The sequence below is a fragment of the Paraliobacillus zengyii genome (assembly GCF_003268595.1).
Classification (GTDB): Bacteria; Bacillota; Bacilli; order Bacillales; family Amphibacillaceae; genus Paraliobacillus_A; species Paraliobacillus_A zengyii.
In genome coordinates, this window is the sequence record NZ_CP029797.1 from 1,282,109 (window position 1) to 1,307,907 (window position 25,799).

At 31.6% G+C, this 25,799-nt stretch carries 36 protein-coding genes and 1 pseudogene; 34 read left to right on the top strand and 3 right to left on the bottom strand.

All coding sequences use genetic code 11. The features are described 5' to 3' along the window. Positions 1–273 precede the first annotated feature (273 nt). From DM447_RS18335 to DM447_RS06550, 7 genes are all read left to right on the top strand, one after another. On the top strand, positions 274–420 hold the full coding sequence (locus DM447_RS18335; RefSeq protein ID WP_162632610.1) for a hypothetical protein: 147 nt from the start codon (positions 274–276) through the stop codon (positions 418–420). A gap of 92 nt (positions 421–512) precedes the next feature. Further along, positions 513–971 (top strand): GNAT family N-acetyltransferase, encoded by a 459-nt coding sequence (locus DM447_RS06520; protein WP_112180443.1) that lies wholly within the window; start codon positions 513–515, stop codon positions 969–971. Positions 972–1,100: 129 nt separating this feature from the next. Next, entirely contained in the window at positions 1,101–1,544 is a 444-nt protein-coding gene (locus DM447_RS06525) for a GNAT family N-acetyltransferase (RefSeq protein ID WP_112180444.1), read from the top strand. A 105-nt stretch (positions 1,545–1,649) separates the two neighbouring features. Beyond that, positions 1,650–2,141: a GNAT family N-acetyltransferase gene (locus DM447_RS06530; RefSeq protein ID WP_112180445.1), complete on the top strand. Its 492-nt coding sequence runs from the start codon at positions 1,650–1,652 to the stop codon at positions 2,139–2,141. 64 nt (positions 2,142–2,205) lie between these two features. Continuing rightward, entirely contained in the window at positions 2,206–2,742 is a 537-nt protein-coding gene (locus DM447_RS06535) for a hypothetical protein (protein WP_112180446.1), read from the top strand. Between the two features lie 1,130 nt (positions 2,743–3,872). Continuing rightward, on the top strand, positions 3,873–4,034 hold the full coding sequence (locus DM447_RS18490; protein WP_241964570.1) for a DUF4181 domain-containing protein: 162 nt from the start codon (positions 3,873–3,875) through the stop codon (positions 4,032–4,034). Next, positions 4,021–4,353 (top strand): DUF4181 domain-containing protein, encoded by a 333-nt coding sequence (locus DM447_RS06550; RefSeq protein WP_241964571.1) that lies wholly within the window; start codon positions 4,021–4,023, stop codon positions 4,351–4,353. The genes DM447_RS18490 and DM447_RS06550 overlap by 14 nt, the downstream gene beginning before the upstream one ends. Here the strand turns inward: DM447_RS06550 and DM447_RS06555 are convergent. The 3 genes from DM447_RS06555 to DM447_RS18830 are packed head-to-tail and all read right to left on the bottom strand — an operon-like array spanning position 4,320 to position 5,134. After that, positions 4,320–4,871 carry an IS3 family transposase gene (locus DM447_RS06555; protein ID WP_422385915.1) on the bottom strand — a complete coding sequence of 184 codons (552 nt, stop codon included), beginning with the start codon at positions 4,869–4,871 and terminating at the stop codon, positions 4,320–4,322. The genes DM447_RS06550 and DM447_RS06555 overlap by 34 nt on opposite strands. Before the next feature lie 4 nt (positions 4,872–4,875). Next, on the bottom strand, positions 4,876–4,950 hold the full coding sequence (locus DM447_RS18825) for a hypothetical protein (RefSeq protein ID WP_422385916.1): 75 nt from the start codon (positions 4,948–4,950) through the stop codon (positions 4,876–4,878). A gap of 28 nt (positions 4,951–4,978) precedes the next feature. Beyond that, positions 4,979–5,134 (bottom strand): transposase, encoded by a 156-nt coding sequence (locus tag DM447_RS18830; protein WP_422385908.1) that lies wholly within the window; start codon positions 5,132–5,134, stop codon positions 4,979–4,981. A 136-nt stretch (positions 5,135–5,270) separates the two neighbouring features. Here DM447_RS18830 and DM447_RS06560 point away from each other — a divergent pair, with 136 nt between their 5' ends. From DM447_RS06560 to DM447_RS06695, 27 genes and pseudogenes are all read left to right on the top strand, one after another. After that, positions 5,271–5,915, top strand: coding sequence for a VanZ family protein (locus DM447_RS06560; RefSeq protein ID WP_112180448.1), 645 nt, complete (start codon positions 5,271–5,273; stop codon positions 5,913–5,915). Between the two features lie 100 nt (positions 5,916–6,015). Continuing rightward, entirely contained in the window at positions 6,016–6,663 is a 648-nt protein-coding gene (locus tag DM447_RS06565; RefSeq protein ID WP_112180449.1) for a Type 1 glutamine amidotransferase-like domain-containing protein, read from the top strand. 438 nt (positions 6,664–7,101) lie between these two features. Then, entirely contained in the window at positions 7,102–7,656 is a 555-nt protein-coding gene (locus tag DM447_RS06575; RefSeq protein ID WP_112180451.1) for an NUDIX hydrolase, read from the top strand. A gap of 35 nt (positions 7,657–7,691) precedes the next feature. Beyond that, a complete protein-coding gene (locus DM447_RS18835) occupies positions 7,692–7,994 on the top strand; it encodes a TIGR04104 family putative zinc finger protein (protein ID WP_112180452.1) in 303 nt (100 codons plus the stop codon). Between the two features lie 153 nt (positions 7,995–8,147). Then, positions 8,148–8,579, top strand: coding sequence for a hypothetical protein (locus DM447_RS06585; protein ID WP_112180453.1), 432 nt, complete (start codon positions 8,148–8,150; stop codon positions 8,577–8,579). Positions 8,580–8,603: 24 nt separating this feature from the next. Continuing rightward, entirely contained in the window at positions 8,604–8,804 is a 201-nt protein-coding gene (locus DM447_RS18340; protein WP_162632612.1) for a hypothetical protein, read from the top strand. Between the two features lie 58 nt (positions 8,805–8,862). After that, complete coding sequence (locus tag DM447_RS06590) at positions 8,863–9,300, top strand: nucleoside 2-deoxyribosyltransferase (protein ID WP_112180454.1); 438 nt, start codon at positions 8,863–8,865, stop codon at positions 9,298–9,300. A gap of 247 nt (positions 9,301–9,547) precedes the next feature. Then, on the top strand, positions 9,548–10,009 hold the full coding sequence (locus tag DM447_RS06595) for a cupin domain-containing protein (protein ID WP_112180455.1): 462 nt from the start codon (positions 9,548–9,550) through the stop codon (positions 10,007–10,009). Between the two features lie 275 nt (positions 10,010–10,284). Beyond that, positions 10,285–11,970, top strand: a complete 1,686-nt coding sequence (locus tag DM447_RS06600; protein ID WP_112180456.1) for a M3 family oligoendopeptidase — start codon at positions 10,285–10,287, stop codon at positions 11,968–11,970. Between the two features lie 169 nt (positions 11,971–12,139). Then, the gene (locus DM447_RS06605) at positions 12,140–12,649 is read left to right on the top strand and encodes a GNAT family N-acetyltransferase (protein ID WP_199286614.1); all 510 of its coding nucleotides are present in this window, start codon (positions 12,140–12,142) and stop codon (positions 12,647–12,649) included. Positions 12,650–12,730: 81 nt separating this feature from the next. After that, positions 12,731–13,216 (top strand): HIT family protein, encoded by a 486-nt coding sequence (locus DM447_RS06610; RefSeq protein WP_112180458.1) that lies wholly within the window; start codon positions 12,731–12,733, stop codon positions 13,214–13,216. Between the two features lie 127 nt (positions 13,217–13,343). Next, positions 13,344–13,808, top strand: coding sequence for a GNAT family N-acetyltransferase (locus tag DM447_RS06615; RefSeq protein WP_112180459.1), 465 nt, complete (start codon positions 13,344–13,346; stop codon positions 13,806–13,808). Between the two features lie 178 nt (positions 13,809–13,986). Then, positions 13,987–14,502, top strand: coding sequence for a GrpB family protein (locus DM447_RS06620; protein WP_112180460.1), 516 nt, complete (start codon positions 13,987–13,989; stop codon positions 14,500–14,502). 128 nt (positions 14,503–14,630) lie between these two features. Then, positions 14,631–15,315: pseudogene (locus DM447_RS18840) on the top strand (HAD family hydrolase). A 196-nt stretch (positions 15,316–15,511) separates the two neighbouring features. After that, positions 15,512–16,018: an RNA polymerase sigma factor gene (locus DM447_RS06630; RefSeq protein ID WP_112180461.1), complete on the top strand. Its 507-nt coding sequence runs from the start codon at positions 15,512–15,514 to the stop codon at positions 16,016–16,018. Then, a complete protein-coding gene (locus DM447_RS06635; protein WP_112180462.1) occupies positions 16,011–16,952 on the top strand; it encodes an anti sigma factor C-terminal domain-containing protein in 942 nt (313 codons plus the stop codon). Before DM447_RS06630 ends, DM447_RS06635 begins: the two co-directional genes overlap by 8 nt. A gap of 105 nt (positions 16,953–17,057) precedes the next feature. Continuing rightward, positions 17,058–17,597, top strand: coding sequence for a GNAT family N-acetyltransferase (locus DM447_RS06640; RefSeq protein ID WP_112180463.1), 540 nt, complete (start codon positions 17,058–17,060; stop codon positions 17,595–17,597). 106 nt (positions 17,598–17,703) lie between these two features. Continuing rightward, positions 17,704–18,048, top strand: coding sequence for a DUF6176 family protein (locus DM447_RS06645; protein WP_112182682.1), 345 nt, complete (start codon positions 17,704–17,706; stop codon positions 18,046–18,048). Positions 18,049–18,194: 146 nt separating this feature from the next. After that, a complete protein-coding gene (locus DM447_RS06650) occupies positions 18,195–18,752 on the top strand; it encodes a GNAT family N-acetyltransferase (protein ID WP_112180464.1) in 558 nt (185 codons plus the stop codon). Positions 18,753–18,791: 39 nt separating this feature from the next. Further along, the gene (locus tag DM447_RS06655; RefSeq protein WP_112180465.1) at positions 18,792–19,259 is read left to right on the top strand and encodes a GNAT family N-acetyltransferase; all 468 of its coding nucleotides are present in this window, start codon (positions 18,792–18,794) and stop codon (positions 19,257–19,259) included. A 252-nt stretch (positions 19,260–19,511) separates the two neighbouring features. Beyond that, a complete protein-coding gene (locus tag DM447_RS06660; protein ID WP_112180466.1) occupies positions 19,512–20,294 on the top strand; it encodes a class I SAM-dependent methyltransferase in 783 nt (260 codons plus the stop codon). Between the two features lie 347 nt (positions 20,295–20,641). Continuing rightward, a complete protein-coding gene (locus DM447_RS06665) occupies positions 20,642–21,166 on the top strand; it encodes a DinB family protein (protein WP_112180467.1) in 525 nt (174 codons plus the stop codon). 201 nt (positions 21,167–21,367) lie between these two features. Then, positions 21,368–21,709, top strand: coding sequence for a VOC family protein (locus DM447_RS06670; RefSeq protein ID WP_112180468.1), 342 nt, complete (start codon positions 21,368–21,370; stop codon positions 21,707–21,709). Between the two features lie 154 nt (positions 21,710–21,863). Beyond that, positions 21,864–22,538, top strand: coding sequence for an HAD family hydrolase (locus DM447_RS06675; RefSeq protein ID WP_112180469.1), 675 nt, complete (start codon positions 21,864–21,866; stop codon positions 22,536–22,538). 526 nt (positions 22,539–23,064) lie between these two features. Then, positions 23,065–23,559, top strand: coding sequence for a GNAT family N-acetyltransferase (locus DM447_RS06680; RefSeq protein WP_112180470.1), 495 nt, complete (start codon positions 23,065–23,067; stop codon positions 23,557–23,559). A gap of 261 nt (positions 23,560–23,820) precedes the next feature. Further along, positions 23,821–24,054: a hypothetical protein gene (locus tag DM447_RS18505; protein ID WP_241964574.1), complete on the top strand. Its 234-nt coding sequence runs from the start codon at positions 23,821–23,823 to the stop codon at positions 24,052–24,054. A 1,054-nt stretch (positions 24,055–25,108) separates the two neighbouring features. Then, entirely contained in the window at positions 25,109–25,657 is a 549-nt protein-coding gene (locus DM447_RS06695; RefSeq protein ID WP_112180472.1) for a chlorite dismutase family protein, read from the top strand. The last annotated feature ends 142 nt before the right edge of the window (positions 25,658–25,799 follow it).

Sequence of the window (25,799 nt, forward strand, 5' to 3'; positions counted from 1 at the left end):
TTTTATATTCATTTCGAATAAAGTCTAATAATACGTAAAATAGTTTGTTACAATTAAGTTAATAACCATTTTGTGGAATAGGGTGAGTTAAAGTTGAAAATGGTAAGCAGGATTCGAGAAAAATACAGAAGAAGTAATAAGTTGTTTTTGTCTTTGAGAGTTTTTTTTAGCTTAATTTCTGTTTGTTTTGCTGTTAGGATTCTATTCCTATCTATCTCTGGGTTAGTAAGTTCAGATTATTCAACTGATTTTCCGAATTTACTCCTTTTTGGAATGTATTTACCCTTAGGTTTATCTTTTGCGGTTCAGGTTGTTGAAATGATTGTTACCAAGAAAAAGGAACATTTTACACTACTCCTTTTTGGTGCAATCTTCGTTTTGGCTGTATCTGGACTTATGTTGTGGTTTGAAACCGTGTAATACTATAGAAGGTATAGTCAAAGATTTTATATATTTATCTTTATTATTTCAAAAAATTATTTGCGAGAAAGAATTATAGGGGAGAGGGGAAAATGACGGTTAGATTAGACCAAATGAATTCAGAGGAATTTAAAAAGTATTTAAGTTTTGCAATTAAACATTTTGCAGATGAACAAATTAAATCTGGTAATTGGGAACCAAAAGAGGCATTTAGCAAGGCAACACAAGAATATGAAAGGTTATTGCCTGAAGGAAAGGATACTCCAAAAAATCATTTATTCACAATTCGTGATGGAAGCAATGAAGTTGGTGTGATCTGGCTCGCTCAAATCACAAATGAAAAAGGTTTTATTTATAGTATTAATATTTGGGAAGGAAATCAGGGTAAAGGTTATGGTGAAAAAGCTATGCAAGAGATTGAAATTTTGGCAAAAAAAATCGGATTGAAAGATATAGGGCTTCATGTCTTCGCTCACAATAACTTAGCACGAAGTTTATATGAGAAGTTAGGATACATAGAAAAAAATATAAAGATGGAAAAGACGTTATAAGTCATAATGCTATTTCAATTATCAGGGATGCTTAACATTCAAGGACTATTAAGTATTTAAGTTAAGGATAGTTGAAGAGAAACCCTTGTGTGGTGAGATGATAGTCGTTTAGAAAGGAAGAGATTATTAATGGCAGAAAGAATTGAACTTATGACAATTGAAAAATTGGTACCGTGTATCGAATTGTATATGAATGTTTTCAACAGCGAGCCGTGGAATGAGAATTGGAGTTTTGAAGTTGCAAAAGAAAGACTTTCAGATTTAATCAATACACCTAAATTCTTTGGCTTTTCACTTTACATTGAGAATAATTTAATTGGTTTTATTGCAGGTAACAACAAAAAATCCCACCAAGGATTAACATATTATTTAGCGGAACTTTGTATAGATAAGAAAGTTCAAGGTAAAGGTTATGGGACTAAACTGTTAAAAATATTGGAACTTGAATTGAAAAATAAAGATACTAAAAATCTTTATCTAATAACTTCTAATAGTGGGGTTCCAGAAGCGTTTTATAAGAAAAATGGATACCAAGTAAACGACAATCGGTTAGTTATAAAGAAAAATTTATAACTAAAATAATTATTGTAATATTATGTTAAAATTAATATATGAACTAGCAGTTTAGTAGAAAATATATTAAACATAAACAAAGATTCGCTGTAAAAGGAGAAGCCGATGTCCATTCAAAGTAAAACTACTATAACGCTTGATTTTTATAAAGATGCGTACAAACCTAAATTACTTGATTATCATTTATCTGAAGAACAAATTAGATATGCGCCAGTTCCTTTTCAAGCGTTATTACAATGTGAAAAGGATAGAACGAGACATCCTATCGTTATATTATTTAATGGTGTACCAGCGGGATTTTTTGTCCTGCATGGATGGGAAGGGGTCAAGGCATATAGTGATAATGAAGACGCCATCTTAATAAGAGAATATTCAGTTAATTCGATATATCAAGGTAAAGGGATAGCAAAGGAGTCATTATTATTATTGAGTTCCTTTGTAAAAACAAATTTTCCAAGTAAGAACGAAATTATTTTAGCAGTAAACCATAAGAATACAGTTGCTCAACACGTCTACAAGAGTGGGGGGTTTATAGATAAAGGAAAAAGAGTTATGGGTAAAAAGGGCGAATTATTTATTTTTCATAAAATTATTTAGACATAGAGTGCTGTAAGTAGAAAATAGAATTTAATAAGATACTTCCATTATTAGGAGGGTAATTATGGGGAAGAAAAAGATAGGAATCATTTTTACCACACTAATTATTGTAACCATGGCCTCAATATATTTTTATGATACAAAAGCATTATATGGGAATAATGAGAAATCGATTGTCAAAGTTATTAACTCAATTGAAGGTTATGAAAACAAACAAATAAAAGTTCTGGATATGAAAGATTATGATGACATAAGGATTGTAGGTTTTTTATCTGACAGGGATCCGGCGTATATTGAATTTGATAAAAATGATAATGGGGATTATGTATGGAGTTACATAGAATCCGATACAAAGAAATCCTTTAGTATATTCTATCCTTTAACTTTAATTGAAGGATCAAAAGCGATATTCGTAACGAATGATGAAAGTAAGGTTGCTAGAATGCAGGTTGATATAAACGGAACGGACTTAGAACAAACATTTAGACCTTTTAAAGCCTCTGTTACTTGGCTTGATTTGCCTCAAACTAATGAAGATAGCTATGAATTTAGTGATTATAAATACTTCGACAAAGATGAAAATCTGATTCAACCTAATTAATCTGATTCAAGCGGTTTTGCCGCTAGCTAGGGTGAGTGCAATTAAATTAGAAAGGCTATTATTGGTTTGCTTTTTTTGAACCAGCTACTGGAATGATAAGATTCAAATATTACATCGGAGAGTGTTTATATATTCGCCAATTGGTTTCAAGGAGAAGGAAGTTATGCGTTACAATTGACTGCTGTTTTTTTTGATATCCAAAAGGGATTAAGACGATGAAAGTAAGGTGTAAAAGATGAAAAAAAGTATTTCATTAAACTTAGTTTTACATATTATATTTTGGATAGGAACCATACTTACGTTATTTATCATGTATAAGAATATAGATACTTCGCTTTCTTCTAATTTTATTATTGGATATGTCATTTATCTCCTTCTCTACTTACTATTTTCTATATATCTATTGATTGCGAATTCAAGGAAGTTCAATTGGATTAAAATAAGAAAAAGACTATTTACGTTTAGTCTATGGTTTATTTCTTTAAGTACCGTACATTATCTTATTAATTATTTTTTGAAAAAATCAGAAATAGAGATTTATGATTTCGCTATACCTTTAGGTTTATCAATTGGATTGGCTTTCTCTGATTTAATGAGGTTTAACAAAAAGACTAAAGTATGATGTTTTTGGAGGTGTTACATATTTTGAGGGAGAAACCTAAATGCACCATTTGTGAAAAAGAAATAGGAGGGAATGACGTGGTCTTTGTGAAAATGCGTTACCCTGATCGAAAAGGTTTCACTGAAATAAAGGCATATTTACACAATGAAGGTGAATTCATTTGTGAAGAATGTTTTAATAGTCAATTAAAATAGACTTCAAGCGGGCTTCAGTTGATTTTTTGAGGGGGAACGCATATTAAAAGGTATATCAACATGATTATTATTTTTGCATTACTTATTAATTCTATAAGATACTTTTCCTACTTTTCAGAGGGGATCGAATCCAAATACTACTTAACAATGTTCATACTCAACGTTCTGGGTTTAATTGCAGCTTTAACGTCTCTCTTGTATAACAAAATAGATTATAGATTTAAAAAATAGATTCAACAGACAAGGTGTTAAATTTCAAAGGTTAATCAAATCAGACTAGTAAAAATTAAATTACAGTTAGGGTGGTTTATTTTATGTATGGATATGGTGTAGAGCCTATTATTTGGCTTAAATTAGTAATATTGTTAGCTGTTGTTTTATTATTGTGGGTTACGTTTAGCAGAATAATGAGAAAATGGTTGCAAGTAGAGAGAAAGAAATTCTTTTCTTATAACCACATTAATGAAAAAACATAAAAAGGTTGATTGGATAATCAGAATTGCTACAATTTTAAGCCTTTTATTAGGATTTGCAATAAACATCACAAGAGATCCATCAGATTGGTATTGGTTTTTACAATCTTGGTTTATATTAATTACTTTTGTTGTTGTTTCTCAGATAGGTAGAGCGGTTATGGAACACAAGTATGCACAAAATCCCAATGCTTATAAACTAACAGTTAGTGAAATAATATTTATTCTTATATTAATCTTTACGTTATTTAAAACTGACTTTTTTGGATTTGGATTGTCAACACTAAATCAAACAATTTTTTTAAGGGCAGAGTTTCGATAGAAAACTGGACTTACATAGCCAAGTGTGCCGTGCATACGTATATTATTGTACCAATGAACGTAATCAAAAAGTTCAAGTTTAAGCTGTTCAAGGGTGTTAAAGTGCAAACCATTAATCAATTCGGTTTTTAGTATCTTAAATGTAGCTTCGGACACGGCATTATCATAAGGGTTCCCTTTATCGCTTAAAGAGCGTTCGATATTATTCGTACTTAATAGTTCATCAATGGCCAAGTTCTTAAACTCAGAACCACGATCTGTGTGGAATATTTTCACCGTTCCTAATGACGGTTTCACGGATGCAAAGGCACGCCGAACTAGAGCTGCATCTTTACGCTTTCCAGCGCTATAACCAACTATTTCTCTATTATATAAATCTAGTAAAAAGCAAACATAGTTCCATTGCTTTCCTACGCGAACATAGGTTAAATCACTCACTAATACGGACATCGCTTCATCGACATCGAAGTTCCTGTCTAATAGATTTTGAACATCATCTTCATTTAGTTGAGTTATCATTGTTTTAAAGGTAGGCTGGGCGTAGCTTGGATTCGATACCAAGTTCATTCATTAGTCTACCTATGCGACGTCTGGACACATTAAGCCCAGCGTTTGTAAGTCCTGTTTTAATTTTTCGTGTTCCATACCACTTGCCACCTGTCTAAAGCTGATGCAGTTAATTCATATTCACGAACTATATCTTGACGCGTTTTTCCATTCTCGTATAAAGCAACCACCTGCTTCTTAAATTCTGTAGTAAATGTTCTTCTTTTCTGGGACATAGTAGATTCTCCTCTCTTCTTATTATCATTCTACTTGCCCTTATTTTTATTGTCCAACTAAGTGTAACCTATCTATGTAAGCATATTAAGGCTATATGGTGAAATATCATGAATCAAGAGTAAAGAGGGTGAAAGTTTGTATCTGATAAATGGTAGATTATTTATTATGTTTGGAATTATATCTTATATTATTGTACGAGGAATTTTAATTGGAATTAAATATAAAAAACAAGTGTATTGGCCAAAAGAGATTATAGGATTTCTATTTGCGTTATACATTTGTATGATTGTTTCTGTTACTTTATTTCCAATCCCGATAGGGTTTAGTTCTGATATTGAGAATAGTTATCGTAGTTCCATAAATGTGATACCATTTAAATCTATTATTAGTAATATTAGTGAAATAGGTATTGCTTATGATGGTGATGTTCTATTTATGATTGGACTAATTGCAAAAAATATAGGTGGCAATATTTTAATGCTAATGCCACTAGGGTTCTTAGCTCCAATGTTATCGGTTAAAATAAAGGATTTTAAAAGCACTATCTTATTAGGTTTCGCTGTAACAATCAGCATTGAATTTCTTCAGCTTTTAGAGTCGCTAGTAGGTGGATGGGGACGAATTACTGATATTGATGACGTAATTTGTAATGTATCTGGTGTTATTTTTGGTTACTCTATTTATAAATTGATTTTTGGAATAGTTGATAAATATCAAATTAAAATATTACAAAAATTAAATTCTGGATCACATGATAACGAAAACAGTGTTAAATTATAGTCTTAATCACGATGCTTTACTCTATAAATATGAATGAAGCAGTGTTTTACTAATATATTTAAATTAACGGACAGTATTTTGAGAAGAAAGGGGAAAGTTGATGAATAAGAGACATTTATTTCTGTTTGGTGGAAGTCCACCTTTTGGTAAAAAACTAGGAATAAAATTTACAGATGTTGCGATGCAAGGTGGAGGTAAAGTCGCAGTATTATTTTTAGAGAGAGATGGATGGGAAAATTATATACCAAAGTACACAACTGTTTTAGAAGAAAATGGCATAGATGATTTTGTTTATCTCCCTCTTAACTCTAAGCCAGAGGATAACACTTTAGAAGTTTTATCCTCTTGTACAGGAATAATAATTGGCGGTGGAGAGACAGAGTTATACCGAAATTATATTGTTGATAATAGGATTGGTAAACTGATAAAAGAACTTTATCAACAAGGAGTTCCAGTAGCAGGTTTTTCAGCAGGGGCTTTAATTAGTCCCGAAAATTGTGTAATCCCTCCTATTGATAACTCACAAAACAAGCATCTTTTTCTCAAAGGATTAGGTCTGATTAAAGATTGTGTTATAAGCGTACATTATACAAAATGGGAGGAAGAAGAAAACTTAAAAGCTGCTTTAATAAAACTCAATGCTACTATCGGTTATGGAATTGATGATGACGCAGCACTATATTTTGTGAATGAAAGTGTTTTAGAAACTGAAGGTGGGAAGCTCCATGAATTTGAGAATATAAGATAGTTCTTGTTTCATTGACAGGAGGATTTTGTATGGATGTTAATAATCCAGCAGGTTTTGAAATAGGCTTGTAGCTAGAATATTAGATTTAATTATTATATTTATAGTGACGGGGTTTATATCGTTCCTTCTATATCGAAAATTTTATAATGATGCTGATTTTCGTCCTATTGATATATTAGGATTTATCTGCGCTCTGATAATACCTGTTTTTTGGTACGGATACTCATTAGGTAGTCGAATGGCTGGAAATCGTATTGTCAAAATTTTTTCTCGGATTAAATAAAAGAGTGATAAAAAGAATCCTCGAATGGTTATTCCATTGAAAAATTGCAAAAGTATACATTCACACTAACAGACTCGTTTGCTTGGACAAACGAGATGGGATAGTTTAAAAAGAAAAAATTAAAACCTAAAAACACATTTCGGGGAGGGGTTTGTTTGAGAAGATGGAAGACTTTGAACTCGGAATATTTATATAAGACACCATTCGGTAATTTACGCAAAGATAAATGTGAACTTCCTAATGGGGTTGTAATAGATGACTACTATGTCAATGAATACTCAGATTGGGTAAATGCAATTGTTATAACAAAAGAAAGTAAGATTGTGCTTGTAAAACAATATCGACACGCTGGAAAGGATTCTTTTTTAGAAATTCCGGCGGGTAAAATTGAAGCGAATGAGTCGTTTGAGCAAGGAATACTAAGAGAAGTTAAAGAAGAAACTGGGTTTTCCTCTAAGAAAAGGCCAATAAAATTGGGTGAATTTATGGTCAATCCAGCTACTCAAACAAATAAAGTTATTACTTACCTTATCGTAGATGCCTATAAGGAATTTGAACAAGAGTTAGATAACACTGAAGATATAGAAACTTTCTTAATTGATTTCAATGAAATGGGAGATTTACTAAGAAAAAACCAGATAAAATCACAATTGTTCACAGCAAATGCCTATTTTATGGCAAAGGATTTTTTAATTGAAAATAATAAGTGATCTGGAAATAAGACAGAGATGAAGGTGGATTCTGTTTGCAAAAATGTGAAAAATGCAATACAAAATTTAGTCGACGTAGCATCTATAGGTTGTTGTGGGGAACGATAGAAAAACCCTTAATATGCGTGAAGTGTGGTGCTGAACACTATATAACGATACGTGGACGACTTACAAATGCTTGTATAACTATATTGCCAATGTTAGTTTTTATGCAGTTTCTATCCCCTTTTAATAATATTTTACTAACTATGGGTATAGGCCTTTTCATACTATTCATTGGTTTTCTGCTAACCCCGTATTTAGTAACTTTTAAAGTTGATCGTAAAAATACTAACTAAAATTAATCAGTGCAATGTGAAACAAGGGATCGTCGATAATGGGATTCCTATTTTTGTGCTTAAGAAATTATTGGGATTTTATGTTAAAATAAACATATGAATAAAATAAAAGATTAGCTAAAAATTTTTAACTGTTAGGCAGGGGGAGGAGAATTGACTTACAGTGCAAAAACAAAAAAAATTCTTCAGTTTTTATTATTTGTATGGGCTGTAAGAGCATTGTTTACTACCGATTATCCTGCAATGTATTATTTTCTAGTACCTTTTTCAATATTTATCCTTGCAACAGTATTTATCAAATTTCGGTTTAAGATAGTAGAAGATTCCTTGAATTTTAAAATCCTACTATTCAAATTTATAGTTTACAAGAGAAACGTTGACCATAAACAAATCGATAGTATGAAATTTAAACGCAGTGGCTGGGGCAAGAGATGTGTAATTGTTAAAAATCATAAAGGCTTCAATTTTAAAATTTTTAATTTCTACCCAATAAAAGTTTATAGTGATTTGATCGATTTCGCTAATGCATACAGCATTCCAATAACTAAAACAAAGGATTATGTAACTTTAGAAAAATTAAACTAACGGATGCGATTGTTGTCATTATCTATGATTAAATGGGAAGGAGTAGTTAATTTGTTTAATCGATTGAAATCGTTTCTTTTTGGTATGTTGGGCGTACTTGTAGCAATTATAGTTGTAAGTGTCGTTCGAAACGGCGAAATAGATTGGGGAACTATTGGTGCTTTATTTACATTAATCTTCTTAATTTTTCTTTTTAGATTAGGTCTTCATTTATACAAAAAATAGAACAGACGTTGATCAAGTTCTATAATAAAATTCAAACAAATTGGAGAAGGAAAATAAAATGAAGTTTTATATTGCATCTAGTTTAAATAACATTGAAATTGTTATAAACGTAGCTGGTCAATTAAAGCAGGCAGGTTTTATTCAAGCATACGACTGGACAGCGAACGAGAGGGCTGACAACTTAGAAAAGTTAAAAAAAATCGGTCAAAAAGAAAAAGATGGTGTCTTAGAATCGGATTTTATTATAATAATTTTACCTGGTGGAAAAGGTACGCATATCGAATTAGGAATAGCATTAGGTCTTAATAAAAGAATATACCTTTATTCTCCTAACGAAAAAATAAATGACCCTTCAACATCTAGCACGTTTTATCAACTTCCAGAGGTAAAAAAGTTTGTTGGTGAAATCAATTCTTTTATTGCGGATGTAGTGATTCGAGAAACAAAGTTAGTACAACAAGAACCCCCCTATGAGACTCTCCGTAATAAGCTATAGTTTTGGTAAATCATCACTACCTTTAATGTTAAATTCTGTTTCAATATTTAGTTGTATATGTATGTTCTCCAACTCAAATGAATTTTTCGGTACAGCCCAAAACTGTACATTCTTATTCAATCACTTTGTGTATTCTCGATTTAGCATTTATAGGTTAATCATTTTAATTGAACAAGAGAAGAGTATAATGCAGGAATAAATTCACTTATTGGTGCACGTAATGCAAAGAAAGATAGGAGGAAGGGATATGTCTTATAATCCAAGAAAAATTAGTGTGGAAGAAGCACAGTTGTCTGGTATAGATGTTAATTTTGAGCTGATGAATAATCGTGAAAAACGATATAGGTTAGTAGGCTCCGATGGTAGTTCATATTGCCGTACTGTTGGTTCAGAAATAGGTGCCTGGCAGAATAGCCATTATCATGAAGAAGTGACAGAGTTTTATGTTGTTCAGTCAGGATGGATTGTTTATGCAGAAATTTGTTTGAATGAAGAGATTAACTTACGTTTTCTTCGGGAGGGGGAAAGTGCTACTGTAAAACCTTTTGTTCATCACAATATATTTATGTCTTCTAATTCAATTACGCATACGATTAAATATGGTGGTGGAGGTCCTAAGATTGATTGGTTTCCATCCAGTGACCTAGATGATTTCACAAAGAAACTTTCCGAAAATGAATTACTAGAGATCAGTGATATGAAAAACTAAAAATCAAATGTTTTTTTCGTAATAAGCTATAGTTTTGATAAATCATCACTACCTTTAATGTTGAATTCTGTTTCAATATTTAGTTGTATATGTATGTTCTCCATCTCAAATAAATTATTTACATACAGCTCATAACTGTACATTCTTATTCAATCATTTTTGTGTATTCTAGAGTTAGCATTTATAGGTTAATCACTTTAATAAGGAAAACGGCATTTCTTGTTAAATTCGTAGCAGTTTAATTGAAGAGTAAAAAATAGATAAAGGGGTTAGTTATGACTACAATAATGGATATTACAAACATCGATTACTTAAAAAAATCATTTGAAGAGTTATTGAGTGTCACATTTAAAAATTATAATGATGTAAAAAAATGGATGTCGAATAGAACAGAGTTATTAGATAGCATAGATAGTAACATTAGGATGGATTATATCAAGTTTCAAAGTGATACTTCAGATAACCTGATAAAGAAAAAGGTTAATTTTGAGAATTCAACTGTTGTGCCATTAGTCAAAAAATATGAGAAAGCACTAAATATAAAATACACAAACTCCCCTTTTCGATTAGGAGAGTGTTCCAGTTATTATTTGCAATTAGATAAACAAATAGAGACTGCTATTTCCATAACAAAAGAAGAGAATATTCTATTGGAGATAGATGAGTCAAATTTGATAACGAAATACTTCGAAGTTATGGGGAATTTAAAGGTGAATTGGGAGGGCGAATTAAAAACACTAAGTGACCTTCAGGCATTACAACAAAGCCCAGACAGAGGAGTAAGAAAAAAAGCATTAGTATCAATTTATGAGCTTGTTCGACCGGTAGAAGATAAACTACAAGATATTATGGATGAATTAATTCGAAAAAGACATCAAATTGCTAGAAATGCAGGTTTTGAAAATTACCGTGATTATATGTTCAAAAAATATGAACGGTACGATTATTCTGTTGATGATTGCAACCAATTAGCAGAATCAATCAAATGTTATTTGTTACCTTTGCAAACTAAACTTTATAAGGATAGAAAGCTAAAATTAGGTTTAGAGAGTTTTAAACCATGGGATAAAAGAGCTATACCAAAATCACAAAAACCGCTTGTGCCTACTAAAAATACCTTTGATTTATTAGATAAATGCACTCATATTTTGAATGAATTATCACCTGATTTCGGAAAAATAATGGAAGATGCAAAAGGAAAAAAATTATTAGATCTAAATATAAGACCTAATAAGGCATTTGGAGGATTCTCTGAATATATACCTGACAAAAAGAATTCATTTATTTTTATGAATGCTAATCAAACACAAGATGATGTAGTTATTTTGCTTCACGAAATGGGACATTCTGTTCATCATTTCCTAATTAAAGATTTTAAAATAAGGGAATATAGAAAAGTACCAATGGAAACCAGTGAATTGGCGAGTATGGCAATGGAGTTGTTTTCAATGGATTATTGGAATGTTTTTTATAAAGAAAGTTTTGATTTAAAAAGGAGTAAATTAGAACAATATGATGAAATAATTAATTCCTTTCCTTCTATAATAATTGTTGACCAATTTCAGCATTGGATGTACGAAAACCCTAATCATACAAGAGTTGAAAGAAATGATAAGTTTCAGGAATTAATGTCCGACTTCACATCAAATGAGATGGATTATGACGGTCTGGAAGATTGGCAAAGGATGGATTGGTTATTTATATTACATATTTTCGAACTGCCTTTTTACTATATAGAATATGCAATTGCCCAAGTTGGTGCACTTAAATTATACAAACAATATAAGGAAACCCCTATTGAAACGTTAAATTCTTATAAAAATGCGTTATCTCTAGGTAATTCGAAATCAATGAAAGAGGTATATAAAACAGCAGGTATATCTTTTGATTTCTCCCAAAAAGAGATTAAAGAACTAATTAGATTTGTGGATGATGAAGTGAACGTTCTAAGCCGACATTAAATTGATTTATTATACATAGGTACAACTAACAAGGATCATTGATAAAGATGATCCTATTTTTAAAAAATACTGGAATTTTATGTTAAAATAAACCCATGAATAATTAGATATAGATAACTTGAAATGCTAGTAGGTTAAACCACAATCTAGAAATGGAAAGGTAACTATCATGAAAATCACATTAGAAAAATTAAACCAAGCTGATGCTAAAACGTTATATGAATTTGAACTTGAGAACAGAGATTATTTTGAAAAGATGGTACCAAGTCGTGGTCAGGATTATTATGATTGGAAAACTTTTAAGATGCGACACAAAGCCTTATTGGATGAACAAATTGATGGGCAATCCTATTATTATTTAATTAAGAATGAGCAGCGTTTAATTATTGGACGAATGAACCTAGTGGATATCGATCTATCTGATAATTTGGGTTATATCGGCTATCGAGTGGGAGAAGCATATACAGGAAAGGGAATTGCATATAAAGCATTGAAACTTTTAATAGAAACGATTGACAAGCAAAAGATTCAACAGATTTTAGCGAAGACAACGACTAACAATATAGCCTCACAAAGAATCTTGGAGAAAAGTGGATTTAATCATCTATCAACAAGTGATGAAGCATTTGAAATGAATGGAAACTATTTAAAGTTTATTTATTTCAAACGGACTATTTAAGGTTTTTTCTTCAACTAACAGAGTCGATTACGGTTTGCAAGAAACGTATACTCTTTTAACATAGAGTAGGAGGGTAAGTCTATTAGAAAAATAACTTTATCAAATGGAAAAACAGTTGAAGTTAGCTGCTTAAGTTGTGCATTAACAAGTGGTTTGATTGAACCAGATGGTGGTGTCGTTTTTGAAACAAATTATTTTCATGCTCATCAAGATGTTGCATATCCAATTAAGGGCCTAATAATAGTAGCGTCTAAACGCCATATTAAATGTTTTGATGAATTAACAGAAGAAGAAATGATAGATTATATGCAGGTGCTATCAAAGATAAGGAAGGCTCAACGGGACGTTTTAGGGATTGAATACGTTTATTATTTCTACAATGAAGATACCACGCATCATTTTCATACATGGATGGTTCCAAGATATGAATGGATGCATGAATTTGGACGCTCAGTTGAATCAGTTAGACCTGTACTTCTTTATGCTCGGAAAAAAATGAATACCAATGAAAATATCCAGGAAGTATTGGCTGCGATTGACTCTCTAGCTAATGAATTAAAGAAATGATTTTATGATGCAATTAAACCAGTTGAATTAACTAAGAGGTTTGACGGTCTTTTGGTTGAAGGTATTGGCCTAACGGTTAGTTTAGGAAGGTCAAGTCAATATTTTAAAGTAGAAAAGGAGAACTAGAGTGAATATTGATTTTTTGTCTAACCATCCCAATAATATAAAAGAAGTTTCTGAGATGATTTATAAGGAATTTGTGGTAAAAACGAAAAGTGGTATGGAATATGAAGATGTTGTTAAACACTTTTCAAATACTAGGGACACTATACTTCCGATAACACTTGTCGCTTTAGAAAACGGAGAATGTTTAGGAACTGTATCTATATTTGAGAACGATTTAACGATAAGAGCTATGTACAAACCTTGGCTTGCATCTCTTTATACGAAGCCAGCTTATCGTGGCAGAGGTATCGGACAGCAGTTAGTAGCCAGAACAATAGACGTAGTTAAAGAGTTAGGGTTTAAAGAACTTTATTTAAGAACGGAACATACATCTGAATATTATAGAAATAGGGGTTGGATCTATGTTGAAACTGTTTCAGATGATAAATACGAAAAAATTAATGTATTTAAAATAAAGTTTATTTGAATTCAAGTAACTGGTTCTTTCCTAGAGTATGGAAAAATCTTTTTTTAACTTAGGATGCAGGATAAACTAAAGAGAAACACAACTTAATATCTCGAATGTAATCCTGTTTCACTAACAAAATAGATTAGTAAAAGTATAGAGTGAGACTAAAAGAAAAAACTTTATTAGAGGTGTAATTATGCGAAAGGTTGAAGTTTTATCGAATCAAGAAGAATGGGCTAAGATGTTTCAGCGAGAAAGCAAAAAAATTAAAGATGTTTTTGGAGAGGAACTTCTAAATATTTATCATATTGGAAGTACAGCAATTCCAAAAATTAAAGCTAAACCAATAATTGATATTATAGTTGAGGTAATTATGATTCGCAATGTTGATAAATTTAATAGTGATATGCGGCAGTTGGGTTATGAAGCTCTTGGTGAAAATGGAATTCCTAAAAGACGTTTTTTTACAAAAGGTGGTGACAGTAGGACGCATCATATTCACATTTTTGAACAAGGAAATAAGGAAATTATTCGTCACCTAACATTTAGAGATTATATGATAGCGCATCCAGAAGAAGCTATGGAATACAGTCAACTAAAACAAAACTTGGCTAAAAAATTCCCTTATAACATTGAAAAATATATAGAAGGAAAGGACAATTACATACAAGAGATTGATAGTAAATCTCAATTGTGGAAATTACTTTATTAATCTAATTAAACAAGTACTTTATTAGTCAAATGCAACTTTTCTTCATTAACATAGAAAAATAAAGTCAACAGAAAAGAAAATAATTATCATATGATTTTCATAAATGGGAACCGAGGGAGAGTAGTATCGTGATATTTTTTGACATAGATGAAACATTACTTGACCATAACCGAGCAGAAAAACTGGGAGCAATTGATTTTTATAGAACTTATAAAAATCAATTAGAATATAGTGAAATTGAATTTCTTGAATTATGGTATATCTTATCTAAGAAATACTTTGAAAAGTTATTAGCAAAAGAATGTCCTTTCAAGAACAAAGAAGAATGCGGATTAAAGATTTGTTTGGTAACGACTTAAACGATGAAAAAGCAGATAGTAAATTCAATAATTATTTGGGTTTATATAAAAATAATTGGTCAATTTTTAAAGATGTCATTCCTTGCTTGAACCAATTGAAACGACTGGGATATCGCCTTGGAATTATAAGTAATGGTGATTATAATCAACAAATAGAAAAGCTAGAGTTAATAAATATACATGATTTTTTTGATTGCATTATTACTTCAAGTGAAATGGGAGTGGCTAAACCTAATCCTATTATCTTTCAAGAAGCGTGTGTTCAAGCGAAAGTTCAAGTTCATAAAAGTTTATATATTGGAGATAGACTTGAAACTGATGCAATAGGAAGTAAAAAAGCAGGGATGGTTGGAATATGGTTGAATCGAAAAATAACACCACTAATACAGATGTAAAAGTAATAAATAGCCTTGATGAATTAACAGGGGTATTTATTAGTTCTTTACTAAAGTAACGGTTTCTCTACTTCAATAAAAAGGTACTTCTTGTTCAATTAATGCAACAGGTTGCTTTAATAAAAAGCTTTAATAAAGCAGATCTCAAAAAAGTTATATACCATTGTCATTTATAAAATATTTTCAATTTTTCTGTACACTTTTTTACGAAAAATAACTCTTTATTAATGAAGGATGTTTGAAAAGGGGGAGGGTATGGATTCTCAGCTACTGTTGAAAATATACAAAAAACAAGCAAAAATGATTTATTTTTATTTGAAAAAGAATGGTTGTAGCCATGAAGATGCAGAAGATATTGTACAAGAAAGCTATATGAAATATATCGCTTATAGTAGTGGCGTTCCTTCAGATAAAGCCCTCTCATATATTTTTACCATTTCTATAAATGAATATAAAAAAATGTTAAAGAAAAAAAGAAAAGAACAAGTGGTTGTAATTGATGATTATCGCTTTTGGAACAATTTTGCGAATGACCAAGATACCGAAACTAGTGTCTTAAATATCGAGATGAATCATGAAATTGCACTTACTCTAGAACGTATACAAGGAATCTTTAAACAGCTTCTTGTATTAAAATATGAATTCGAACTTAGCTATAAGGAGATTTCAATATTACTAGGAATGAAGGAAGAAACGATTAGGACTTATTTATTTCGAGCAAGAAAAGAATTTCAAAAGAACTGGAGGCACCTTCATGAATGAAAATTCAGAGGATATTTTTGATGAGAAGAAGATAAAAAAGGCGGTTAAAAAAGGTAAAAGGAAATCGATGATAACGATTATTTTCGTTTCTATCATTGTGTTTTTTATTTTAAACATAGCTAATTTTGCTATTTCAGCTTATTTCAGTCAAAAGGCTTTTGAGAAATGGGATGCTTATGTACGACTTAGCACGCCGAATGGTTATATCAGTGAAACAGTGGATTCAAGAGGTATTTTAGGCGGGATGAGCCATTATAAAATTTCAAAAGACATGAAAATTAAATCAATTGTTATTGAACAAGAACAATATCAATTCGGACTGAATCCATCAGTATTAGCTTCAAGAGGTTCAGGTGGCAGCATCGGAGTCACAGGAGACGATTGGCAATTTTCCTATAAAGAAAACGGGTGGAGAGAAATGTTGTTTTTTCATCCAGAGGTTGATTACAAAAAGTATAAAAATGATGAAGAGTTGATTAAGAACTTGGAAGGAGAAAAAATTTATGAGGTAGCTCTTTCCTTTGATCAGCCATATAAGCTAAGTGAACTGCCTTTCCCGCAGCTTCCAGAAATGACTTGGTTTTGGCTAAATACCTATAGCAATAGCCAATTAAACACGTTTCAACAAGAGGCAAAGGAATACGATTGGTCTGCAACATTTATTAATGAGAATAAAGCATTAGGTTTTTCTATAAGAAACGCTTATACGTCAACAACAGATATGGCATATGAATATGATGAGTTCTTAAAGCTGCTAAAAACAAGTCAATTCAGTGAACATGAGAAAGCCTATAATGCTATGGAAGGTATTAGCATAGACGATGTAGAATCATTGGGTGTAGTTGTTTATGGCACGAAGGATGAAATCGTAGAAATCATGAAAAATCCAATCATTGAAGCTTCTTCACTTGGAGGAATCATTGATAATTATTAATGCATACAATAGTGTCTTAATACATGGCACTGCCACAAAAAAGGTAATAGCTCTTCTTATTGAAGTAAAGGTATTTATATGAGAAAACTGAGAGGGAGAAAATCTATGGAATTTCATGAATTGGAAACAAATCGACTAAAATTAGTTCAAATAAATAAGGAACACACACGTAGCTATTTCGAAATTATGTCAAAAGATGATGTGACTAAATATTATGGGATGGATAGTTTGAAAAATATTGACGATGCCTCTAGATTAGTAGAGTCTTTTCAAAAGACATTTGAAAGCAAAAGAGGGATACGATGGGGAATTGTACTAAAGGAAACAGATGAATTTGTTGGTACATTGGGATTGAACAACCTTAACCCTTGGAGTAAGAGGGCTGAAATTGGTTTTGAATTGCATCCTTCATATTGGAACAAAGGAATTACGACTGGAGCAGTAAAAGAAGTATTACGTTATTCATTTGAAGATTTAGGCTTATTTAGAATTGGTGCTGTAACGTTTCCTCAAAATGAACCATCTATACAACTATTAATGCGATTAGGTTTTGCTAAGGAAGGTCTATTAAGAGGGTACCTTTATCAAAATAACCAGTCTCACGATGCCTTAATTTTTTCATTATTAAGAACGGATTTAAGATAATAGAGTTAAGCTAACATGAATGTGTAAGTTGATATTTGAAAGAGGTCAGTCTGCTCTAGGGTGCTTTAATGTATAACAGTCTAAAAAGGAGAGAGTGTGAATGTCACTGAAAGTAGAACTGTCAAAGTTCAAAGTTAAGCAAGGTAAATCAAGTGTTGTAGATGAATGGATGAAATTCTTAAATGATAATATGAAACACGTTCTTCTAACTCTAAATGATGAAAAAATGTATGTAGAATCTATCTTTAGAGAGAAACAAGGAGAAACGGAATACCTATATTGGCATTCATTACAAGGAGAAGGCGGATCAAATGTTGAAGAATCGGCTCACGAAATAGATAAGAAACACTTAGAATATTGGTATAAATGTATTGATGAGGAAATCCCTCATATAGATATGGAATCAGAAGTGTTAATGGTACAAGAAAGTGTTCGCAAATCAATGAAATAGACATATTTATTTAACTATCAGTCGCAATAATCGAACAGACTTTTGCTGCAATTGTTGAACTGACGATACAGTTTAGTTAAACAAAGAGAAGAATAGAAATTACTTTCTAAAAGTGGTCTCAGCAAGTAATTAGTGGAGGAGATTAAATGAAGATTGAGAAAGTATACGGTGATTTACCTACCATAGAAACAAAACGTCTTATTCTAAGAAAAGTCACCTTAGAAGACATTGAAGATATGTACCTATACGCCTCAAATGACGAAGTGTCTAGGTATGTATCCTGGGATACTCACGAAACAATTTCTGATACAAAAGCTTTTGTTGAATCTATATTAAAAAAATATGAAAATAAACAGGTTTCACCGTGGGGGATTGAATACAAGGAAAACGGTAAATTCATCGGAACAATCGATTTTGTTTGGTGGGAACCTAGTCATAAAATTGCTGAACTTGGATATGTAATTTCTAAAGATTATTGGGGAAAAGGTTTAATTACTGAAGTTGCAAAGGAAATAATAAAATTCGGTTTTGATGAAATGGATTTAGTACGGATTCAAGCAAGGTGTGATGTAGAAAATATGGGTTCAGCACGTGTGATGGAAAAGGCAGGAATGTCTTTTGAAGGTACAATTAGAAAAGGTATGTTTGTGAAAGGAGAACATAGAGATTTAAAAAGGTACTCTATTTTAAAAGAAGAGTTTTAATTATTTCGATGGAATTTGAGTTTGAAGAGGGAGAATAAAATGGATATTAGGAAACTTAATAAAGGTGAAAAACTTCCTATCGAATTATTGTTACTGGCTGATCCTTCCATAGAAATTGTTGAGGAATATGTCAATAGGGGCGAATGTTTTGTAGCTGAGAGCGAACAGCAAATTGTTGGAGTTTATGTATTACTTCCAACAAGACCAAAGACAGTTGAACTGGTGAATGTTGCAGTCATAGAAAAGAAACAAGCTAGAGGTATAGGAAAACTGTTAGTAATGCATGCACTCAAGATAGCTAAGACAAAAGGCTACAAAACAATTGAAATTGGCACTGGGAATTCAGGTATTGGACAATTGGCTCTTTATCAAAAATGTGGCTTTAGAATAATTGGTGTTGATAGGGACTTTTTTGTTAAACATTATCATGAAGAAATTGTTGAAAACGGTATTCCGTGCAAAGATATGATTCGTTTATCTCAAGATTTAGTAGACGAGAAAAAATAATTCTTAACCAATTATCCGGTCGTTCCTTTTAATAAGGCTAAAGCAACTTTGTTTAAACTAAGAAGCAGGATGTTATTGTGTTTGTTTTTTTATCTACAGGTAAAACAGCTCAAATACAAGTTGGATATATAACACAACAACTTTAAATGCAAAAAGATCTTAAAAAAGAAGATAAGAACAGTGGGGACAAATAACAAGCTAATAAATGTTAGCATTAAAAATGAAATCCAGAAAAATACGAGGGGGATTACTATGGATACAACACAACAAAATAGCAACGCTTGGGATAAAAAAGTTGAAGAAGGTTCTAGGTATACCCAATCTGTAAGTAGCGAAATCATTGAACAAAGTAAAAATGGTGAATGGGAAATTACAGTGACTACTGAAAAATCAGTCCCGAGGAATTGGTTTCCTAAATCATTAGCTGGATTAAAGATACTTTGTTTAGCGTCGGGAGGTGGGCAACAAGGACCAGTTTTAGCGGCTGCTGGTGCAGATGTAACAGTTATCGATATATCTAAAAAGCAATTGAAGCAAGATGAAAAGGTAGCTGAACGTAATGGATTAACTTTAAAAACGGTACAAGGTGATATGTCAGACCTTAGTGAATTTGAAAATGAATATTTTGATATTGTTGTTAATCCAGTTTCTAATTTATTTGTAAAAGATGTTCGTCTTGTATGGAATGAAGTGTCAAGAGTATTGAAAAATAATGGCATCTTAATTGCTGGATTTACTAATCCTTTATTATGGATTTTTGATGATAAACAAGAAAGAAAAGGTAATCTTGATGTTAAACATCCTATACCTTCATCTACATTGGACTATTTACCCGAGGACAAAGTTCAAGACTATATCAATTCAAGCCAAACAATAGAGTACGCCCATACTTTAGAAGACCAAATGAAAGGTCAAATTGACGCAGGATTCGTTATTTCAGGTTTTTATGAAGATGATTTTGGAGGTTCAAGGGTTTTAGATAAGTATATTAAAACTTTTATTGCAACAAGAGCTATAAAGTGTAAGGTTGATTAAAATACCTTGTTTGGCCAACGGATGGTTTTATTGTGATAAGACGAAAACAAGGGGCCTAGTGTGACCGCTGAACGAGATGAGACTGCTTTTGCTTGGTAAAATGAAACACTGCTCATTTCTTTGTATTTTTGGTGCTCACGAAAATGGATTTGAAGAAGATTTTAGATGTGCTGATTTCATGGTGTTTAAATTAAAAAAATAAGCTGATTATATTGGATTTTGTTCAACAAGCGGAATGTTTTACTTTAATAATGAGCAGAGCCTATATAAGCATCGCTATTAAATTAACAACCATGAAAGATTAAGGTTAAAGTGTGAATATTATAAAGCTAGGGAGGAAATCTGGGATGTTTAAAGATTTAAAAGGTGAAGCAACTATGTCACCAACTGTGGGGTTATTATATTCCACTGTGAAAGAAAATAGCCAACGAATAAAATTTATTGTTGATGGTATGTCACAAGAAGAAGTAGATTACAAAGGACCAAATTACAACTTTAATAGTACCGCCCAGTTAATCAAACATATCATGTATGTTGATCTTAATTGGGTTTATAGAATAAAAGGACAACCACTTCCTGATTCCCTAAAAGAGCATTATGGACCTATGATAGATGCAAATAATAGACTTCCTATGGTCAAAGGGAAATCTTTGAACGATCTTATATCTGAATATGATGGTGTATTAAAAATGTTTAAAGATACATGTACACAATTAACAGATGCTGATCTAGATAATGTTGTCACTTTTGGACATGAAAACGAAAAGCAAGCAACCATTCGATGGGGCATATGGCATATGGCTGACCATAACCGTTATCATCAGGCTCATATCAATCAGCTTAGAAAGTGGTACCACGAAAATTTAAATTAAAGATGCAATTCTATAATCAGTGTGTCCTTTCTACAAATATAATGTATTTTCATGTTTAAAGTAATGTACTTAAATAAACGGGGCTTTCCTTTAACAAGGAATTCCACCCTTGTTCAACTATAGGGCAGGTTAATTGAACAACGTTGAAACTACCTAATATTAGAAATAAGCTATTAAATTCTTTAAAGGGAGTGTAGTTATATGTTTGAAAGGATAGACACTGTATGTTTAACGGTTAGAAATGTGGAGCAATCAAGTATTTGGTACCAGGAGTTAGGTTTTAAAGTAGCATTCAAAGGAGACGGTTATCAAGTATTCACGATTGGGAATAGTGGAGTTCCATTAACTATTGAAGAAGGAAGTGTATCTTCGCAAGAGAACTCAACTTATCCGATTTTTTTCACTACTGATATTAAAAATACATATTTAAAGTTAAAAGAAAAAGGTGTAGAAGTAACTAAATTAAAAGATGATGGCGACAATAAGTTTTTTGATTTTTACGATTTAGATAATAATAAATTGCAAGTTTGCTTTTGGGAGTAAAGCAGAAAATCCCTATACTTCAACGATCGGGTGCTTTAGTACAACATGGAAAAGGCATTTTTAATCCAATTAACGAGCAGTAGTGTGGAAGAAGAAGGGCATAAGGCTTTATTAGCTGAACAAAATAAAAAAGGAGATTTAAGGGGGAGTTTTAATGTCTATTAAAGCATTATTTTTAGACTTTTATGGAACTGTTGTACACGAAGATGGAGAGGTGATTTTAAACATATGTAATCAAATTAAAGAAAATTCAAAGACTGAAGCCACTTTAACTGAGATAGGAGGCTTTTGGTGGAAGGAATTTTCTAAGTTATTTGAAGAGAGTTATGGTGAAACTTTTAAAACACAAAGAGTATTAGAAACTATCTCTCTAAAAAATACACTTTCTCACTTCGGATCAACGCTAGATGATAAGGCATTAAGTGAATTAATGTTTAATCATTGGATGAAACCCTCTATTTTTGAGGATTCTTTAAAATTTTTTGAATACAATACCATTCCCATATACGTACTCTCTAATATTGATACTTTTGATATAAAAACGGCAATTGAATTTCATAAATTAAAAGTCAATGGATTGGTTACAAGTGAAGATGTAAATTCCTATAAACCACGCCCTGAAATGTTTCAAAAAGCTCTAAAATTAAGCAATCTATCAAAAAATGAAGTTATTCACATTGGTGACTCTCTTTCTAGTGATGTAAATGGTGCGATGAAGATAGGGATTAAGAGTGTTTGGATAAATCGAAATAAAAAGGTATTTAAAGATAAAGCTAAGCCGAACTATGTTATAAATCAGCTAGATGAATTGCTTGATTTAAAGGTTTAAGTGTAGACTTATTTGAATTCCTTGTTTAACGGGTGCTTTAGTTCAACAAGGGTAGTAGAATATTGTGCTAAATTAGCAGAATTGTTAAAAAATTGATATGAGAGGAATAGAGAAAAAAGGAGGAATTTTTCTTTTGAAAAAAGGTCTTTTTTATATTTTAGTAATTTTTTCAGTACTACATATCATTTCTTTTATTTATTCAATAATCCAATACGATAATATCAGAATACTTGATTTGGCGTCTACAATAGCATTTTTATGGACTGCAATTATAGTAAGGGAAAAATTGTCGATGGATAATTCTTATTAAAGACACAGGTTTGTTAAAAATAACTGAGAATTAAAATTGGTAACTTCTTTTATTAAAAAGAAAAAACAGATAAAGCCTTGGAACGTCGCTCCTCAAAATTGGCAATATCTCTGTTCAACAAACGGGTGCAAGAGTGGAAAAAGATGCAAGAATAGATGTCTTGATAAACTTAAAAACGTGAATATATAATCTAAATACAAAACAAGGAGAGATAATTTGAAAAAAATTCGGGAAGCAACAAAAGAAGATATGATAGATATATATATGATGGGTTATGATGTTTGGGGAGATAACATGTCATCTGAAGAATATGTAACTATGTGCCAGGATTCTAGTAAGTATAAAAAGGGGAAATGGTACGTTCTTGAAGCAACAGATACAAAGGAATTATTAAGCTCTCTCATCGTATATGAACTAAATCCTTCAGAAGACATAATTGTAAAAGGTATTGGTTCAATTGCTACTCCTTTAACATTTAGAAAAAAGGGATATGCTTCTTTATTAGTCAAAGAAACGATAAATGAATTAGAACAGGAAGAAGACTGTAACAACTTCTTCCTGTATAGCGATATTGGGGCAGATTTTTACAAAACATTAGGTTTTATTGAACTACCTAATGAAGGACAAAAATATAAAGACAGTGATTGTATGTATTATTCAAAAGAAAATGCTATCGACTCCATATCATTTGAAATCCCAGACTACTTTTAAGAGCCATCCTTATTGAAGTAATAGATTCTTTAGTTTACCAAGCTGTTACTGCCGTTATTGTTAACGTAGCAGGAATGAATGTTTAATAAGCTATTAGAAAAATTTTGTGTCTAATAAAAAATATCATAGGGATTTTGGGGTATATGGAATATGTGTGAAGGATGGGAAACTATTGGTGATAGATAAGAATGTGGTGCTTATATAAACCGATATGACCTTCATGGAGGAAGCTTAGAAGATGGTGAAACTTTATCCACTGCTATGAAAAGAGAGTTCCTTGAAGAAACAGGTCTTGAAATTGAAATTGAAATTGAAGAAAATATTGGAGTTATCGATATCAAACTCTCTTGGTTGTGGAGAGATTTTACGGTATCGGAAAAAGATGTATCGTTGGAAAATGCTTCACCACTTGTACTAAAAGCTTTTGAATGGTTAAGAACTAATAATCTAAGTATTGATGCTAATATTTATGAAGATTGGAAAGATTTAAAATAACTAAGTTTCCTAATTTAATTACTAACGGACAGTTTAACAGAGAAATCAGTTACTCTCTTTCTCTTATGAACTTACCTCAATCAACTTATCTATGGAGATGATTATTGTGAAAGTATTTCTTGGTCATGTTAGTTTTTTCATTGTTCTTATATTTCTCTCCCTGGTATCGTTTGTTATGATATTTGGCGCAGGATTTGGTGGAGATATTAACATACTCGTATTATTTACGCCTTTTACCTTCAGTGTGTTTTGGCTCATTGGTTACACGTGGTTTATTCTTAGAACAAATCCAGATAAGATAAACTGGGTACTTCATCCGTCTGAAAATTGGGGATTTATCATTTTTCTTCTTTCAGGTATTTTTACTGCATATTGTTTATTTCTAACATTATTTTTCGGGTTCATACCGATGTTTGGGTCCTCGATAATAATACTTATTATTTGGTACTGGTTACTTTATAGATATATAAAGAACAAAAACAAAGGTAAATATACGCAGTGGCTGCCGAGTACGATTTTATTTATCCTTGCTTTGATATATGCCATTCAAATGTTTAGGTTTTATCTTATTAATACTTGAAATATTGAATTCAGTTTAACAAGGGATCGCCAAATATGGCGATCCTATTTTTTATATTGAATATTATTTTTACATTTTATGTTAAAATAAACATGTTAACAGTACTACTTCAGGTAGTTTAACGCAAAAAGGATTTCAGGATGATTACAGCCATTGAAATGTACCACCTCTGACAAAGTATTTACCACCAAATGACAAGAAATGTACCAAATAATGACAGGTTGTTTACCACTGAACTCTTACTGATTATAGGGTAACAGTAACTCTTGTATTACAAAGTAAACTAAATACTGTGCAACAATACCTTCATTGATAGGTCACATTGTAAAAGCGATTCATAAGTATGGATACTGACAACTGGTTACTTAAAATAATTGGTAGATTTACTTACAACAAAATAGATATGTTTTCCAGATTATAGTAGTATGAACTTATATTATTAGGTTCTCATTTATTGAGAGATTGGAGTAGAAAATGTCAAAAATAGTTTCATTTGTTGGTGGATTTCAAGGACCATGGAAAGTTGTCCGAATTGAAAATGTAGTTGGAAAACCCTTGGAACCAGTTGAGAAAATCCAAATAGTTGATGGTTCTATAGAAATTCCTTCTTTCAACACAAATTGGATACTACGGGGTGTAACAAGCAACTTGCGTTATACCACAAGTCAAGAGAAAGAACATTTAAATAAACATTCACCGACACTTGGTAGAAAAGAAGATACTTGTGCTGCATTGATACCAATAAAGAAATCAGTCGAATGGTGGGAGCTTGCACAGGACGAAAGACGTGAGATTTTGGAGGAACAGTCTCAACATATTAATCTAGGACTACGATACTTGCCTGCCATTGCACGAAGATTACACCACTCGCGTGACCTTGGTGAACCTTTTGATTTTGTCACTTGGTTTGAGTATTCTCCAGATTATTCTAGGGAGTTCGAAGAGTTAGTATCAAGTCTTCGTACTACACTTGAGTGGAAGTATGTAGAGCGAGAAGTTGATATTAGATTGGTTTTAGACTGATTTTCCATAAGATAAACCAATAATCGTTTTTAAAAGTATAATTTAAAAATAAGAAGGCGTTAGTGATATAACCTTAAATTTCAAAAAAGCCCAAATATGCATTATTTTATGCATTTTGGGCTTTTTAGTTATTCAGGAATGC

Excerpts from the sequence above, each read along its gene's own strand:
- DM447_RS18335 (WP_162632610.1), top strand. The coding sequence starts at position 274 with ATGTATTTACCCTTAGGTTTATCTTTTGCGGTTCAGGTTGTTGAAATG.
- DM447_RS06520 (WP_112180443.1), top strand. The coding sequence starts at position 513 with ATGACGGTTAGATTAGACCAAATGAATTCAGAGGAATTTAAAAAGTAT.
- DM447_RS06525 (WP_112180444.1), top strand. The coding sequence starts at position 1,101 with ATGGCAGAAAGAATTGAACTTATGACAATTGAAAAATTGGTACCGTGT.
- DM447_RS06530 (WP_112180445.1), top strand. The coding sequence starts at position 1,650 with ATGTCCATTCAAAGTAAAACTACTATAACGCTTGATTTTTATAAAGAT.
- DM447_RS06535 (WP_112180446.1), top strand. The coding sequence starts at position 2,206 with ATGGGGAAGAAAAAGATAGGAATCATTTTTACCACACTAATTATTGTA.
- DM447_RS18490 (WP_241964570.1), top strand. The coding sequence starts at position 3,873 with ATGTATGGATATGGTGTAGAGCCTATTATTTGGCTTAAATTAGTAATA.
- DM447_RS06550 (WP_241964571.1), top strand. The coding sequence starts at position 4,021 with ATGAAAAAACATAAAAAGGTTGATTGGATAATCAGAATTGCTACAATT.
- DM447_RS06555 (WP_422385915.1), bottom strand. The coding sequence starts at position 4,871 with ATGATAACTCAACTAAATGAAGATGATGTTCAAAATCTATTAGACAGG.
- DM447_RS18830 (WP_422385908.1), bottom strand. The coding sequence starts at position 5,134 with ATGTCCCAGAAAAGAAGAACATTTACTACAGAATTTAAGAAGCAGGTG.
- DM447_RS06565 (WP_112180449.1), top strand. The coding sequence starts at position 6,016 with ATGAATAAGAGACATTTATTTCTGTTTGGTGGAAGTCCACCTTTTGGT.
- DM447_RS18340 (WP_162632612.1), top strand. The coding sequence starts at position 8,604 with ATGATTAAATGGGAAGGAGTAGTTAATTTGTTTAATCGATTGAAATCG.
- DM447_RS06590 (WP_112180454.1), top strand. The coding sequence starts at position 8,863 with ATGAAGTTTTATATTGCATCTAGTTTAAATAACATTGAAATTGTTATA.
- DM447_RS06595 (WP_112180455.1), top strand. The coding sequence starts at position 9,548 with ATGTCTTATAATCCAAGAAAAATTAGTGTGGAAGAAGCACAGTTGTCT.
- DM447_RS06600 (WP_112180456.1), top strand. The coding sequence starts at position 10,285 with ATGACTACAATAATGGATATTACAAACATCGATTACTTAAAAAAATCA.
- DM447_RS06605 (WP_199286614.1), top strand. The coding sequence starts at position 12,140 with ATGAAAATCACATTAGAAAAATTAAACCAAGCTGATGCTAAAACGTTA.
- DM447_RS06620 (WP_112180460.1), top strand. The coding sequence starts at position 13,987 with ATGCGAAAGGTTGAAGTTTTATCGAATCAAGAAGAATGGGCTAAGATG.
- DM447_RS06630 (WP_112180461.1), top strand. The coding sequence starts at position 15,512 with ATGGATTCTCAGCTACTGTTGAAAATATACAAAAAACAAGCAAAAATG.
- DM447_RS06635 (WP_112180462.1), top strand. The coding sequence starts at position 16,011 with ATGAATGAAAATTCAGAGGATATTTTTGATGAGAAGAAGATAAAAAAG.
- DM447_RS06640 (WP_112180463.1), top strand. The coding sequence starts at position 17,058 with ATGGAATTTCATGAATTGGAAACAAATCGACTAAAATTAGTTCAAATA.
- DM447_RS06650 (WP_112180464.1), top strand. The coding sequence starts at position 18,195 with ATGAAGATTGAGAAAGTATACGGTGATTTACCTACCATAGAAACAAAA.
- DM447_RS06655 (WP_112180465.1), top strand. The coding sequence starts at position 18,792 with ATGGATATTAGGAAACTTAATAAAGGTGAAAAACTTCCTATCGAATTA.
- DM447_RS06660 (WP_112180466.1), top strand. The coding sequence starts at position 19,512 with ATGGATACAACACAACAAAATAGCAACGCTTGGGATAAAAAAGTTGAA.
- DM447_RS06665 (WP_112180467.1), top strand. The coding sequence starts at position 20,642 with ATGTTTAAAGATTTAAAAGGTGAAGCAACTATGTCACCAACTGTGGGG.
- DM447_RS06670 (WP_112180468.1), top strand. The coding sequence starts at position 21,368 with ATGTTTGAAAGGATAGACACTGTATGTTTAACGGTTAGAAATGTGGAG.
- DM447_RS06675 (WP_112180469.1), top strand. The coding sequence starts at position 21,864 with ATGTCTATTAAAGCATTATTTTTAGACTTTTATGGAACTGTTGTACAC.
- DM447_RS18505 (WP_241964574.1), top strand. The coding sequence starts at position 23,821 with ATGAAAAGAGAGTTCCTTGAAGAAACAGGTCTTGAAATTGAAATTGAA.
- DM447_RS06695 (WP_112180472.1), top strand. The coding sequence starts at position 25,109 with ATGTCAAAAATAGTTTCATTTGTTGGTGGATTTCAAGGACCATGGAAA.